At 36.0% G+C, this 13,529-nt stretch carries 12 protein-coding genes; 9 read left to right on the top strand and 3 right to left on the bottom strand.

The window, feature by feature from the left end:
- Together glpC and pckA are read left to right on the top strand one after the other, a co-directional pair.
- Nucleotides 1–1,278: an anaerobic glycerol-3-phosphate dehydrogenase subunit GlpC gene (gene glpC, locus BN1226_RS03665; protein WP_044470047.1), complete on the top strand. Its 1,278-nt coding sequence runs from the start codon at nt 1–3 to the stop codon at nt 1,276–1,278.
- 176 nt (nt 1,279–1,454) lie between these two features.
- Entirely contained in the window at nt 1,455–3,071 is a 1,617-nt protein-coding gene (gene pckA, locus BN1226_RS03660) for a phosphoenolpyruvate carboxykinase (ATP) (RefSeq protein ID WP_044470046.1), read from the top strand.
- A gap of 155 nt (nt 3,072–3,226) precedes the next feature.
- Here the strand turns inward: pckA and hslO are convergent, their stop codons facing one another.
- Together hslO and hslR are read right to left on the bottom strand one after the other, a co-directional pair.
- On the bottom strand, nt 3,227–4,108 hold the full coding sequence (hslO, locus tag BN1226_RS03655) for an Hsp33 family molecular chaperone HslO (RefSeq protein WP_044470045.1): 882 nt from the start codon (nt 4,106–4,108) through the stop codon (nt 3,227–3,229).
- 112 nt (nt 4,109–4,220) lie between these two features.
- Nucleotides 4,221–4,637, bottom strand: a complete 417-nt coding sequence (gene hslR / locus BN1226_RS03650; RefSeq protein WP_044470044.1) for a ribosome-associated heat shock protein Hsp15 — start codon at nt 4,635–4,637, stop codon at nt 4,221–4,223.
- A gap of 68 nt (nt 4,638–4,705) precedes the next feature.
- Here hslR and nudE point away from each other — a divergent pair, with 68 nt between their 5' ends.
- From nudE to BN1226_RS03615, 7 genes are all read left to right on the top strand, one after another.
- Nucleotides 4,706–5,257 (top strand): ADP compounds hydrolase NudE, encoded by a 552-nt coding sequence (gene nudE, locus BN1226_RS03645; protein ID WP_044470043.1) that lies wholly within the window; start codon nt 4,706–4,708, stop codon nt 5,255–5,257.
- 162 nt (nt 5,258–5,419) lie between these two features.
- On the top strand, nt 5,420–6,223 hold the full coding sequence (gene cysQ, locus BN1226_RS03640; protein WP_044470042.1) for a 3'(2'),5'-bisphosphate nucleotidase CysQ: 804 nt from the start codon (nt 5,420–5,422) through the stop codon (nt 6,221–6,223).
- A 73-nt stretch (nt 6,224–6,296) separates the two neighbouring features.
- Nucleotides 6,297–7,781, top strand: coding sequence for a glucose-6-phosphate dehydrogenase (gene zwf, locus BN1226_RS03635; protein ID WP_044470041.1), 1,485 nt, complete (start codon nt 6,297–6,299; stop codon nt 7,779–7,781).
- Nucleotides 7,782–7,872: 91 nt separating this feature from the next.
- Nucleotides 7,873–8,571, top strand: a complete 699-nt coding sequence (pgl, locus tag BN1226_RS03630; protein WP_044470040.1) for a 6-phosphogluconolactonase — start codon at nt 7,873–7,875, stop codon at nt 8,569–8,571.
- A 27-nt stretch (nt 8,572–8,598) separates the two neighbouring features.
- Complete coding sequence (locus BN1226_RS03625; RefSeq protein ID WP_044470039.1) at nt 8,599–8,862, top strand: hypothetical protein; 264 nt, start codon at nt 8,599–8,601, stop codon at nt 8,860–8,862.
- Nucleotides 8,863–9,019: 157 nt separating this feature from the next.
- Nucleotides 9,020–10,474, top strand: a complete 1,455-nt coding sequence (gnd, locus tag BN1226_RS03620) for a decarboxylating NADP(+)-dependent phosphogluconate dehydrogenase (RefSeq protein WP_044470038.1) — start codon at nt 9,020–9,022, stop codon at nt 10,472–10,474.
- A 183-nt stretch (nt 10,475–10,657) separates the two neighbouring features.
- Complete coding sequence (locus BN1226_RS03615) at nt 10,658–11,209, top strand: NADPH-dependent FMN reductase (protein ID WP_044470037.1); 552 nt, start codon at nt 10,658–10,660, stop codon at nt 11,207–11,209.
- A gap of 47 nt (nt 11,210–11,256) precedes the next feature.
- Here the strand turns inward: BN1226_RS03615 and yccS are convergent, their stop codons facing one another.
- Entirely contained in the window at nt 11,257–13,443 is a 2,187-nt protein-coding gene (yccS, locus tag BN1226_RS03610) for a YccS family putative transporter (RefSeq protein ID WP_044470036.1), read from the bottom strand.
- Nucleotides 13,444–13,529: the final 86 nt, after the last annotated feature.

Genomic DNA, 13,529 nt, shown 5'->3' with positions numbered 1-13,529 from the left:
ATGAATATTCAAGAATTAATTAGTCACGCAAAACAAGAAATGTTATCTCCTGCTGTGATGGAAGCTTTTCATGATAAAAGCTTTGAAAGTTGTATTAAATGTACTGCTTGTACTGCAGTTTGTCCTGTTTCACGCAATAACCCATTATATCCAGGTCCGAAACAGTCTGGTCCAGATGGCGAACGTTTACGTCTTAAAAATGCCTCTTATTATGATGAAGCATTAAAATACTGTTTAAACTGTAAACGTTGTGAAGTTGCCTGTCCATCCGATGTTAAAATTGGTGATATCATTGTTCGTGCTCGTAATAAACATATCGAACAACAAAATAAACCTTTAGTTTATAAATTACGTGATGCAGTATTAAGTAACACGGATATTATGGGAACATTGGCTACGCCATTTGCACCAGTTGTAAATACCATCACAGGGCTAAAAGCGACTAAATTTATTTTAGAAAAAACTTTAAAAGTCAGTAAGCACCGAACCTTACCTAAGTATGCTTTTGGTACATTCCGTAGTTGGTATATGAAAAATGAATTAGAAAAACAAGCCAAATTCGATCAAAAAGTAGCTTACTATCATGGTTGTTATGTAAATTACAACAACCCTCAACTAGGTAAAGAATTTATTGAAGTATTCAATGCTATGAATATTGGCGTAGTCTTACTTGAAAAAGAAAAATGCTGTGGCTTACCTTTAAGTGTAAATTCATTTCCAGAAAGAGCAAAAAAAATTGCACAATTTAATACTGACTATATCGGTAAAATGGTGGATGAAAATGGCTTAGATGTTATTAGCGAAGCCTCAAGTTGTGCCTTAAATTTACGAGATGAATATCATCATATTTTAGGTATTGATAATGCTAAAGTACGTCCACATATTCATATGGTCACCCCTTTTCTGTATAAATTACTCCAAGAAGGTAAAACCTTACCATTGAAGCCATTGAAATTAAGAGTAGCTTATCATACGGCTTGTCACGTTGAGAAAGCAGGTTGGGCAGCTTACACCTTAGAAATATTAAAACAAATTCCTGGTCTTGAAGTGGTGATGTTACCTTCACAATGTTGTGGTATTGCAGGAACTTATGGCTTTAAGGAAGAAAACTATGAAACCTCACAAGCCATTGGTAAGAACTTATTTGAACATATTAATGAGGGACAATTTGATTACGTCATATCCGAATGCCAAACCTGTAAATGGCAAATTGATATGTCTAGTAATGTGACCTGTATTCATCCTATTACATTGCTTTCCATGTCAATGAATCAATAAACGATAAACCGCACTTAATATGCCAATAAGTGCGGTTTTATTTTAGAAAATATTTTTTAAAATTTGATTTTTATTATGAATAATTTGATCTAGATAACGTTTTTTTATTTTTTATTAGAGTAGAATCTACCTATTAATTATTAGTTTTTAATTTTTTAACATTAATGAGGTACTGTATGACAGATCTAAACAAACTCACACAAGAACTTGCTGCTATTGGTATTACAGGCGCATCTGAAATCGTCTATAACCCAAGTTATGAATTCTTATTTAAAGAAGAAACAAAACCAGGGTTAGAAGGTTTCGAAAAAGGCACCTTAACAAATCAAGGCGCTGTTGCTGTTGACACAGGTATTTTTACAGGTCGCTCACCTAAAGATAAATATATTGTTTTAGATGACAAAACTAAAGACACTGTATGGTGGACTTCAGATGCCGCTAAAAACGATAATAAACCAATGAATCAAGAAACGTGGAAAAGTTTAAAATCTATCGTAACTAAACAGCTTTCTAATAAACGTTTATTTGTTGTTGATGCATTCTGTGGTGCAAACCCAGATACTCGTTTATCTGTTCGAGTTGTTACTGAAGTTGCATGGCAAGCTCACTTTGTGAAAAATATGTTTATTCGTCCAAGTGAAGCTGAATTACAAAACTTTAAGCCTGATTTTGTGGTCATGAATGGTTCTAAATGTACTAACCCAAATTGGAAAGAACAAGGTCTAAATTCAGAAAACTTTGTTGCTTTTAATATTACTGAAGGTATCCAATTAATTGGTGGTACATGGTACGGCGGTGAAATGAAAAAAGGTATGTTCTCAATGATGAACTATTTCTTACCTCTTCGTGGCATCGCATCAATGCACTGTTCAGCAAACGTAGGTAAAGATGGTGATACCGCAATCTTCTTCGGTTTATCAGGTACAGGTAAAACAACATTATCAACAGATCCTAAACGTCAATTAATTGGTGACGATGAACATGGTTGGGATGATGAAGGTGTATTCAACTTTGAAGGTGGTTGCTACGCTAAAACTATCAATTTATCACCTGAAAACGAACCTGATATCTATGGTGCAATTAAACGTGATGCATTATTGGAAAATGTCGGTGTTTTAGCAAATGGCGATGTTGACTATGCTGATGGTTCAAAAACCGAGAATACTCGTGTTTCTTACCCAATCTATCACATTCAAAATATCGTTAAACCTGTTTCTAAAGCAGGCCCTGCAACTAAAGTCATCTTCTTATCTGCTGATGCATTCGGTGTATTACCACCAGTGTCTAAATTAACTCCAGAACAAACTAAATACTACTTCTTATCTGGTTTCACAGCAAAATTAGCGGGTACAGAACGTGGTATCACAGAGCCTACACCAACATTCTCAGCATGTTTCGGTGCAGCATTCTTAAGCTTACACCCAACTCAATACGCTGAAGTATTAGTTAAACGCATGCAAGAATCTGGTGCAGAAGCATATTTAGTGAACACTGGTTGGAATGGTACAGGTAAACGTATTTCAATCAAAGATACTCGTGGTATCATTGATGCAATCTTAGATGGCTCAATTGATAAAGCTGAAATGAGTTCATTACCAATCTTTGATTTTGCAATTCCTAAAGCATTACCTGGTGTTGATCCTGCAATTTTAGATCCTCGTGATACTTATGCAGATAAATCTCAATGGGAAGTTAAAGCTAAAGACTTAGCTGGCCGTTTCGTTAAAAACTTCGAAAAATACACTACAAATGCTGAAGGTAAAGCATTAGTGGCTGCTGGTCCTAAAGCTTAATTCGTAAAAATTTTCTAAAATCAAACCGCACTTTGAAAATCAAAGTGCGGTTTTTTTAATTATATTTATTCTGCGGAATTAGCTCAGTATCATTCTTCAATTTAGCACATAAAAAAAGAGGATATAAAATCCTCTTTTGCAAATATCATCAATAATTAATGAATGACATCATCACTGGCTTGTTTTAATTTCTGAATGGCTTCCTTATTGAAGAAATAATGCGTACCACAACATTCACATTGCATATCAATGGAACCATTATGTGCTGCGAGAATTTCATCAATTTCATCATCAGAAATTAATAATAACGCAGACCCTGAACGTTCTTGAGAGCATCCACAATGGAATTTTACAACTTGTGGATCAAACACTTCTACGGTTTCTTCATGATATAAACGATACATCAATTCTTCTGCATTTAAACCAAATAATTCTTCATCTTTAACAGTCGATGTTAAAGTGGCTAAATGTTCAAAATCTTCTCTTGAACCTGAACCATCAGGCATAATCTGTAATAACATTCCTGCCGCAACAGGTTTACCTTCATATTCCCCAACTCTAATTAATAACTGTGTCTGAAGCTGTTCTGAACGTTCAAAATATTCTTCTAAACATTCAGTGATCGTTGGTTTATCTAGTGCAATAATGCCTTGATAACGTTCACCTTCTTTAGGAGCAATGGTAATAACTAACACGCCTTTACCAATTAATTGATGTGGCCCCATATCATTAGAGATATCGCCTTCAATACGTGCTAAAGCCCGAATATTTTGTTCATCTGTGCCATTAACTAAAGCTAAACGTAATGGACCATCACCTTGAATTTGAACGGTAATATCGCCTTCAAATTTTAAAGTAGCAGTAAGCAAGTTAGTTGCCACCATCATCTCACCCAATAAATGACGCACGACTTGAGGATAATGATGTGTATTTAATGTATCAATAAAAGTTTGATTTAAACGAACCCACTCACCACGCACGGCTCTATTTTGGAATAAATAACGATATAATTTGTCGTTATCCTGAATATAAGTCATAGTTTTCCTTAGTTGAAAACGGACATAATGCCCATTTTAATCATTATTGTTGCTGTATATTGGGATCCTTATCAAAATTTCAACTGATTCTGTTCATTGCAAACAAAATCATTTAATTTTGATTTTTAAATTTAATTAAATCCCGTCGTTCTTTCTTATTTGGACGATGATCTGGATGAGGCATCGCATTCATCTTACGTGCTAATGCCATTTTCTCACGATTCTCCACACTCATGGCAGTTTCAGCATAAAGCAATTGTGCTTGAGGAGCACCTCTGCGTTGTGTAGAAAGTGCAGTCACTTCAACTTCTTTTTCTTCATTACCTTGACGAAGCTTTATTTTCGCCCCTACTTCTACCGCTTTATTTGGCTTAGTACGTTGCCCATTATAATGAACCTTACCACCATCTATCATTTCTTTAGCGATACTACGAGTCTTATAAAAACGAGCAGCCCATAGCCATTTATCTAAACGAATGATGTCATCAGAGTTTTCTTTTTCATTATCTTTATGCAAATTTTTTGCCATAACTGATCCTTATTTCTGCTGCTTTATGGTATCGTTAATACACAGGTTTGTAAAATAAAGAGATCAATATGAAAGCATTACAAAAACCCGAAATCCTGAATATCTCTACTGCTGCAAAGTCTCGTATTCTTGAAATTCAAGCAGTGGATTTAAAATTCTCAAATGGACAATTACGCACCTATGAGCGAATAAAGCCTAGTCGTAAAGCGGCGGTAATGGTACTTCCTATTGATGGTGATGATTTACTGATGGTGCGTGAATATGCAGTGGGCACTGAACGTTACGAACTGGGTTTTACCAAAGGGCTGATGGAACAGGGAGAAACACCTGAGCAAAGTGCGAATCGTGAAATGCAAGAAGAAATCGGTTTAGGGGCAAGATCTATTATCTTTTTACGTACCGTAAATACTTCACCAAGTTTTATGAATAGCCCAATGCATATCTTATTAGCCAGCGATTTCTATGAATCAAAATTAGAAGGTGATGAACCTGAACCTTTAGAGCTAATTCGTTATCCTTTAGCCAATATAGATAAGTTATTAAACGATCCCGAATTTTATGAAGCTAAAAATTTAGTAGCACTCTATACTTTAAGAGATTATTTAAAAACCTCAAAATAAAGTGTATTTCACTTAAGATTTATACGAGAAAAGACGATATGTACACAAAAATTATTGAAAAATCTACCGCACTTTTCCGACTAAATTAATCAATTTCTTTTCTCGTCAAGCTCCAAAAGATTTGCTAGAATCGTTACATTACAGTTTCGGTGGAATATGCCAATGGAAATCACACAACAACTTCTTAATGACGTTTTGGAGCTTGCTAAACAGGCTGGTGAACACAGCAAAGTTTTTTATGCAAAAAATCTAACTGTACAAACAAAATCTGATAATACGCCTGTGACTGAAGCTGATTTATTCATTAGCCAATTTCTTACCCAAAAACTCACCTCTATTACACCTGATATTCCTGTTCTCTCTGAAGAAAACTGCCATATTGATTTTAATGAACGTAAACAATGGCAAGCTTATTGGTTGATCGATCCTATTGATGGCACACAGCAGTTTATCAATCATACCGATCAATTCTCTGTAATGATTTGCTTAGTTCAAAATAACCAACCTATGCTTGGTGTTATTCATGCACCTATGCTTAATCGAACTTATTATGCATGGCGTGAACATGGTGCATTTTTAATTGAAAATGGTATCACAAAAAAATTACCCAAAATTCAACCGCACAATCGAACCCAAATAAAAATTGCCATCGGCTCATCTAATCCAGAAAAAATCCGACAATCTATTAAGCCGCCATATCAACCTGAATTTATCGTTTATGGTTCAAGTAGTTTAAAATCGGGTTTAGTGGCAGAAGGTATCGTAGATTGCTACGTCCGTTTTGGAAATACTGGAGAATGGGATACCGCAGTAGCTGACATATTACTACATGAAGTCGATTGTAAAATTTTTGATTTAGCTTTTCAACCTCTGACTTATAATCAAAGAGAAACATTAATTAATCCCTATTTTGTAATGGGCAATTGCAAATTAGATTGGCAAAAAATCTTTCAATTTAATACGTAATAGCTATTAGATAATTCATGTGAAATACTGCATAGTATGCAAATTTCATAATTAAATATATTTAGGAAGCAAAATGAACGCAAAAAATAATTGTATCGTTATTTTTGGTGCCTCAGGCGATTTAACCCACCGAAAATTAATTCCAGCACTTTATAATCTTTATAAAATCGGTCGTCTAAATGAAAGTTTTTCAGTTTTAGGTGTCGCTCGTACTGATATGACAGATGAAGAATTCCGTTCTAAAATGCATCAAGCCTTAGTAGAGCATGAGTCTGCTGAGGGTGAACATTTAGAAAAGTTTTGTTCACATCTCTATTACCAAGCAGTAAATACCTCAGATGCCTCTGACTATGCTAAATTGGTACCTCGCCTTGATGAATTACATGATATTTATCAAACTTGTGGAAATACCCTTTATTATCTATCAACACCACCAAGTTTATATGGTGTTATTCCTGAATGTTTAGCTGCCCATGGTCTCAATACTGAAGAATTTGGCTGGAAACGTATTATCATTGAAAAACCTTTTGGTTACGATATGAAAACCGCTAAAGAATTAGATATACAAATTCATCGCTTCTTTGAAGAGCATCAAATCTATCGTATTGACCATTATTTAGGTAAAGAAACTGTTCAAAATTTATTAGTTTTACGTTTTTCAAATGGCTTATTTGAACCATTATGGAATCGTAACTATATTGACTATGTAGAAATCACTGGTGCTGAAGAAATTGGTGTAGAACAACGTGGTGGCTATTATGATGGCTCTGGTGCAATGCGTGATATGTTCCAAAACCATCTATTACAAGTTTTAGCAATGGTTGCGATGGAGCCACCTGCAATTATTAATGCAGATTCTATGCGTGATGAAACAGCTAAAGTACTTTATTGTTTGCATCCACTAGAACAAGAAACCCTACAAAATAACCTAGTGCTTGGTCAATATGCGCCCACAGAACATGATGGTGAACATATTAATGGTTACTTAGAAGAAAAAGGGGTTCCAGCTGATTCAACAACTGAAACTTATATGGCATTACGTTGTGAAATAGACAACTGGCGTTGGGCTGGCGTACCATTTTATGTGCGAACAGGTAAACGCTTACCAACTCGTGTCACAGAAGTGGTAATTCACTTTAAGAAAACACCACATCCAGTATTTAGCCAAGAAGCACCTGAAAATAAATTAATTTTACGAATTCAACCTGATGAAGGTATTTCAATGCGTTTCGGTTTGAAAAAACCAGGTGCTGGATTTGATGCCCAAGAAGTTTCCATGGACTTTAGTTATTCTGATTTAAGTGGTGCGAGCTTATTAACCGCTTATGAACGTTTACTATTAGATGCAATGAAAGGCGATGCTACTCTATTCGCGCGTACTGATGCCGTACATGCTTGTTGGAAATTTGTTCAACCTATTTTAGATTATAAAGCAAATGGTGGTAGAGTTTATCAATATGAAGCGGGTTCCTGGGGGCCTATCGAAGCTGACAAATTGATTGCTCATACAGGCCGCATATGGCGTAAACCCTCAGGGGCTATGAAAGAAAAGTCATAATTAAATGATAACTAACCTATTCTGACAAGTACATTCATTTATTGATATTACATAGCTCTCCTTTGTAAATAAAGAGCTATCAGGAAAAACCATGAATAAATTTATATTTCCTACAGCCCAAGCTGCTGTTGAAAAAATTGCCGAAGAGTTTAAAGCTTACAGTGAGCAAAATCGCCCTGTGCATATTTCGCTTTCGGGCGGTTCAACCCCAAAATTGCTATTCAAAACTTTGGCTCAATCTCCTTTTAAAAATGAAATCCAATGGCAAAACTTGCATTTCTGGTGGGGCGATGATCGTATGGTTCCGCCACAAGATCCAGAAAGTAATTACGGCGAAGTGCAAAAACTGCTATTTGATCATATTCAAATCCCAACAGAAAACATTCACCGCATTCGTGGCGAAGAAAACGTAGAGCAAGAACTTGCAAGATTTTCACAAGAATTGACTGCCTGCGTGCCAAATTTGGCGTTCGATTGGATTATTCTAGGAATGGGCAATGACGGACACACCGCCTCACTCTTCCCACACCAAACGGATTTTGACGATCAAAATGTTGCTGTGATTGCCAAACACCCCGAAACAGGGCAACTCCGCATTTCCAAAACGGCATCACTAATTGAAAAAGCCAAACGGATTACCTATTTGGTCACAGGATCAGCGAAAGCGGAAATTTTAAGAGAAATCCAAAATACTGAAGCGGAAAATCTGCCTTACCCAGCGGCAAAAATTAAAGCAAAAAATGGGGAAACGCAGTGGTATTTGGATAATGAGGCTGCAAAATTACTGTAAAGTGCGGTCATAATTTAAGGAATTTTTATGAAACCTGTTGTTTACTATGCACCATGGTGTCCTGACACTGAGCCATTTTTTACTGAACTCGCACGCTTAAATGCTGATGTGGAAAAAGTGAATATGGTGGAAAATTCAGCTGGCCTAAAAGCCTTTTTAAAACTACGAGATAGCCATTCTGCATTCGATGATGCGAAGAAAAACGGATATATTGGTATTCCAGCATTAGTGTTAGAAAATGGGGACGTAATTTTGGATAAAGAGCAGTTAACAACAATTTTTACAAAATAACTTTTAGACAGTGATGTCTCCTTATGAATGCTTGCATAACACTTTAAAGGAATAAACTGGGAGATTCATACTATTGAGCGTAAAATTATAACCAATTAAGTGCGGTCAAAATTTCCAAAATTTTCCGCCAACAGATTAACCAAAACAGGAGAGTAAAATGTCAACAAAAGGCGATATCGGCGTTATCGGTTTAGCGGTAATGGGACAAAACCTTATTTTAAATATGAATGATCACGGCTTTAAGGTAGTCGCATTTAACCGCACGACTTCAAAAGTCGATGAATTCTTAGAAGGGGCGGCAAAAGGCACAAACATTATCGGTGCTTATTCATTAGAAGATTTAGCAGCTAAATTGGAAAAACCACGTAAAGTGATGTTAATGGTGCGTGCAGGTGATGTAGTAGATCAGTTCATTGATGCATTGCTTCCACATTTAGAAGAAGGCGACATTATCATTGATGGTGGTAACTCAAACTATCCAGATACTAATCGTCGAGCGAAATCATTAGCAGAAAAAGGCTTTCGTTTTATCGGTACGGGTGTTTCAGGCGGTGAAGAAGGTGCACGTCATGGACCTTCTATTATGCCTGGTGGTAATGAAGAAGCATGGCCTTATGTGAAACCGATTCTGCAAGCAATTTCAGCCAAAACGGATAAAGGTGAACCTTGCTGTGATTGGGTGGGCAAAGAAGGTGCTGGTCACTTTGTAAAAATGGTTCACAATGGTATCGAATATGGTGATATGCAATTAATCTGTGAGGCTTATCAATTCTTAAAAGATGGTTTAGGTTTGAGCTACGAAGAAATGCAATCTATCTTCGCAGAATGGAAAAAAACTGAATTAGATAGCTACTTAATCGATATCACTACTGATATTCTTGGTTACAAAGAAGCTGATGGTGAAACATTAGTTGAGAAAATCTTAGATACGGCGGGGCAAAAAGGTACAGGCAAATGGACTGGAATTAATGCTCTTGATTTTGGTATTCCATTAACCCTAATCACAGAATCTGTGTTCGCTCGTTGTGTATCTTCTTTCAAAGATCAACGTGTAGCCGCATCACAATTGTTCAACAAAACTATTGAGCCAGTTGAAGGCGATAAAAAAGTATGGATTGAAGCGGTTCGTAAAGCGTTATTAGCCTCAAAAATTATTTCTTATGCTCAAGGCTTTATGTTAATTCGTGAAGCCTCTGAGAACTTTGAATGGAACATCAACTACGGTGCAACAGCGCTATTATGGCGTGAGGGGTGTATTATCCGCAGTGCGTTCTTAGGTAATATTCGTGATGCTTATGAAGCAAACCCAGGTTTAGTTTTCTTAGGTTCAGATCCTTATTTCAAAGGCATTTTAGAAGATGCTCTTAAGGATTGGCGTAAAGTAGTAGCGAAATCTATTGAAGTGGGTATTCCAATGCCTTGTATGGCGTCTGCAATTACTTTCTTAGATGGCTATACTTCAGAACGTGTGCCAGCAAACTTATTGCAAGCTCAACGAGACTACTTTGGTGCTCACACTTATGAACGTACAGATAAACCACGTGGTAAATATTTCCACACTAACTGGACGGGTCGTGGTGGAGATACCGCATCAACAACTTACGATGTTTAGCTCTTCCAACTTCTTAAAAAAGTGCGGTAATTTACCGCACTTTTTATATATAGCATATCATTCAACAGATTATTTACTAAAATTTTATAGTTTTTCAATAAATCCCTGTATTGTTAACAATTAACAGATTTCATACAATGACTAAATGATTCAATAAACAATTTATTTTAATAGGAACTTATTATGGCTAAACAAATTGCAGTATTAATCGGTAGTGCAAGTAAAACCTCTTTCAGCCGATTATTAGTATCTCACTTACAAAAAATGGCACCTGCCTCTATTCAATTAAATATTGTGGAAATTTCAAACCTTCCTCTTTATAACCGTGATTTAGATGAAAATAGCCCAGCTGAATATATTCGTATCCGTCAACAAATTGCTAAAGCAGATGGCGTGTTATGGATAAGCCCTGAACACAATGGATCATATTCAGCGATGTTAAAGAATGCTATTGATATCGTCTCTCGTCCAATGGGACAAAGCTTATGGATTGGCAAACCATTAGGGATTGCTACAGTAGGTGCGGGTATGGCGGGCGGCATGCGTGCAGCAGATCACTTACGCATCATTGCATCAGGTTCATTTATTAATATGCCAACGGCACCATTTGCATTAAATGTAGGTGGTTTATTTAATGGTGTATTTGATGAACAAGGTGAAATTACTGTAGAAGCAGTAAAATCAAGCGTACAAAACTTTATTAATAGTTACGCTGACTTCGTACAAAAATTCTAAATAGATAGATTCTAAAGGGGTAATTTAATCACTTACCCCTTTATTAATTATACTTGATCAGCAGCATAATGCTGTTCTTCTCTTACCAATACCTCTAATTGTGGCAATAACTGTACGATCATTCGAAGTTGTTGTATCAGTACTAACGCTACTTGATCGTGATGATTTTGGCGAGCAATTTCAAATGTAGCCAAAGATTGATCTATTTCTTCTACCTGAGTATTAATATGTTTTGTGGAACAATCCAGATTAGTAATACAATCTAGAATCTCACTGGTCTGTTTGCCTTTTTGAAAGAATAATGCGGAAAATTCCACATGATGATTCAAATCTGCACTCTCTGTTCGATAAGCGCCTAAAGTTGAAATATAACTTAATAACGTATAAGTCATACCTAAAAGACGAGGTGCAAAACTTAATATCGCTTGATATTTCTTAGGTTCACTATGCATATTGGAAATCACTGTACTTAGTGCTGAAATATGGTTATGCACTTCTCGACGAGCCATTCGATAAGCAAGTTGTTCATTATAACCAAATTGTAATTGCGCCATAATATGGCGCAGATATTCTGAACATGCCTGTAAAGTATTTTTTAAATTACGATGTAAATTAAGATACTTCCAGTCTGGCCATAAAAAAGATACTGCAAACCACGCCAATGCCGTGCCTAATAAAGTATCAAATAATCTTGGTAAAATCCCTTCATGGGAACCTAAACCAATAATATCTAAACTCATAAATACGAGTAGAGTAATAAAAAATGTAGATGAACCATAATTACTTAAACGGAAAAAATAATAAAGGCTACTACTAATCACCATAAGCCCTAAAGAAGCCTCCAAACTTGGTGATAGATATTGGAAAGCAAACCCAAATATCACACCTAACATAGTGCCAATAATCCGCTGTACTAAACGTTTCTTAGTAGCTGAATAATTAGGTTGGCAAACAAAAAGTGCGGTTAAAGCGATCCAATATCCCTTACTATCCAAGTTCAATAAAGGCACGATAGCACTGCAAATTACCATAAGAATGGATAATCTAATTGCATGGCGAAACAATTGTGAAGAGAAGGTACATTGATGATAAATAGCTCGTAGCATATTACCTAATCCTGATACATTATCAGCAGTAAGGCGAGTAGAAGATAATAATACTTCTGATTGTGCATTCTCTCCATTATCTTGCTCAATTTGTGCAATTTGGCTTTCAATATGACGCAAATTTTCGGCAATCATTTGCCAACGATAAGCATTCACTAAGCCATTCTCTTGGTTATATTGAAGTGAAGTGAGTAAACCCTGTAATGCTCGTTGACCTCTTGGGCTATGTTCGTAAGTTTCTCGATGGCGTAAAGCATTTGCAATGTGTTGGCAAGCTATTGCCTGCAATTCCATTACTCGTTGGAAACGAAACATTAAATCTGTATTGCCTAATTCCTTAAATAGTTCATGGTATTGATAATGGCTTGAGCTAGCTCGTTCTAAAATATCTTGTGCAATAAAATAATAGCGTAATAAACGATGGGTTCTTGCTTGACGATTATGCCCCTGAAGGCGATAAAATAAGGATGCTCTCGTCATATCAAAAGACAACATCACTTGACGATTAGCATTAGCTAAAGCCAGTTGTTTTGCATTTAAATTATCATCATCAGGATCAAAATATTCTGATTTTGCCTGTAAATAAGCAGCCAGTGCATCATAGGCTTTAGCTAAATTTTCTTGAGTCATTCGATTGGGAAAACATAAGTAGACTACAATACTCACTAAACCATAAATCGTTGCACCAATCAGAATCATTGTCATATTACTGTGCCAAGGCAATTGAGGGTTATAGCTAAGACAGGTATAAATCGCCACCACAAGAGTCCCAAAAGCAATCGTGCTATAACGTTGCCCAATAGCCCCTAACATGACTAATAAAAAAGCACTCACCATCACCGCAGGAATAAAAATCCACCCATAACCTAAAGAGATTTGAGCACCAATGGAGGAAAGTGCAAATGCCAGTAAACTCAAAATCAAGTTTTTGATCCGACCTAATATACTACTATCTAAGTCAACTAGCCCGCCCGCAATAACGCCCAATATTAATGGCATCGCTAATTCAGAAATCTGTAAATTCCAAATCACAATAGCTACTAAATTAGATGCAATAAAAATAGGTAAGGTTTTGATTATGCTTTCAGAAAGCCAATCAGAACTAATTTTTTTTAACAATGAATTCATAAAAGAAAGGTTTTAACTGTCATAAGAAATTTATTGATGAGTTTAAGTTCGTAAGCAAAATATAGCAAGTAAAGGTTGAGAATATA

This window comes from Mannheimia massilioguelmaensis (assembly GCF_000940515.1).
Taxonomy (GTDB): Bacteria; Pseudomonadota; Gammaproteobacteria; order Enterobacterales; family Pasteurellaceae; genus Basfia; species Basfia bettyae.
Note: the sequence above shows the minus strand (reverse complement) of the source record. Positions and strands in the feature narration are given on the sequence as shown.

Excerpts from the sequence above, each read along its gene's own strand:
- BN1226_RS03625 (WP_044470039.1), top strand. The coding sequence starts at position 8,599 with ATGAAACCTGTTGTTTACTATGCACCATGGTGTCCTGACACTGAGCCA.
- BN1226_RS03615 (WP_044470037.1), top strand. The coding sequence starts at position 10,658 with ATGGCTAAACAAATTGCAGTATTAATCGGTAGTGCAAGTAAAACCTCT.
- zwf (WP_044470041.1), top strand. The coding sequence starts at position 6,297 with ATGAACGCAAAAAATAATTGTATCGTTATTTTTGGTGCCTCAGGCGAT.
- glpC (WP_044470047.1), top strand. The coding sequence starts at position 1 with ATGAATATTCAAGAATTAATTAGTCACGCAAAACAAGAAATGTTATCT.
- hslR (WP_044470044.1), bottom strand. The coding sequence starts at position 4,637 with ATGGCAAAAAATTTGCATAAAGATAATGAAAAAGAAAACTCTGATGAC.
- hslO (WP_044470045.1), bottom strand. The coding sequence starts at position 4,108 with ATGACTTATATTCAGGATAACGACAAATTATATCGTTATTTATTCCAA.
- yccS (WP_044470036.1), bottom strand. The coding sequence starts at position 13,443 with ATGAATTCATTGTTAAAAAAAATTAGTTCTGATTGGCTTTCTGAAAGC.
- pgl (WP_044470040.1), top strand. The coding sequence starts at position 7,873 with ATGAATAAATTTATATTTCCTACAGCCCAAGCTGCTGTTGAAAAAATT.
- cysQ (WP_044470042.1), top strand. The coding sequence starts at position 5,420 with ATGGAAATCACACAACAACTTCTTAATGACGTTTTGGAGCTTGCTAAA.
- gnd (WP_044470038.1), top strand. The coding sequence starts at position 9,020 with ATGTCAACAAAAGGCGATATCGGCGTTATCGGTTTAGCGGTAATGGGA.
- nudE (WP_044470043.1), top strand. The coding sequence starts at position 4,706 with ATGAAAGCATTACAAAAACCCGAAATCCTGAATATCTCTACTGCTGCA.
- pckA (WP_044470046.1), top strand. The coding sequence starts at position 1,455 with ATGACAGATCTAAACAAACTCACACAAGAACTTGCTGCTATTGGTATT.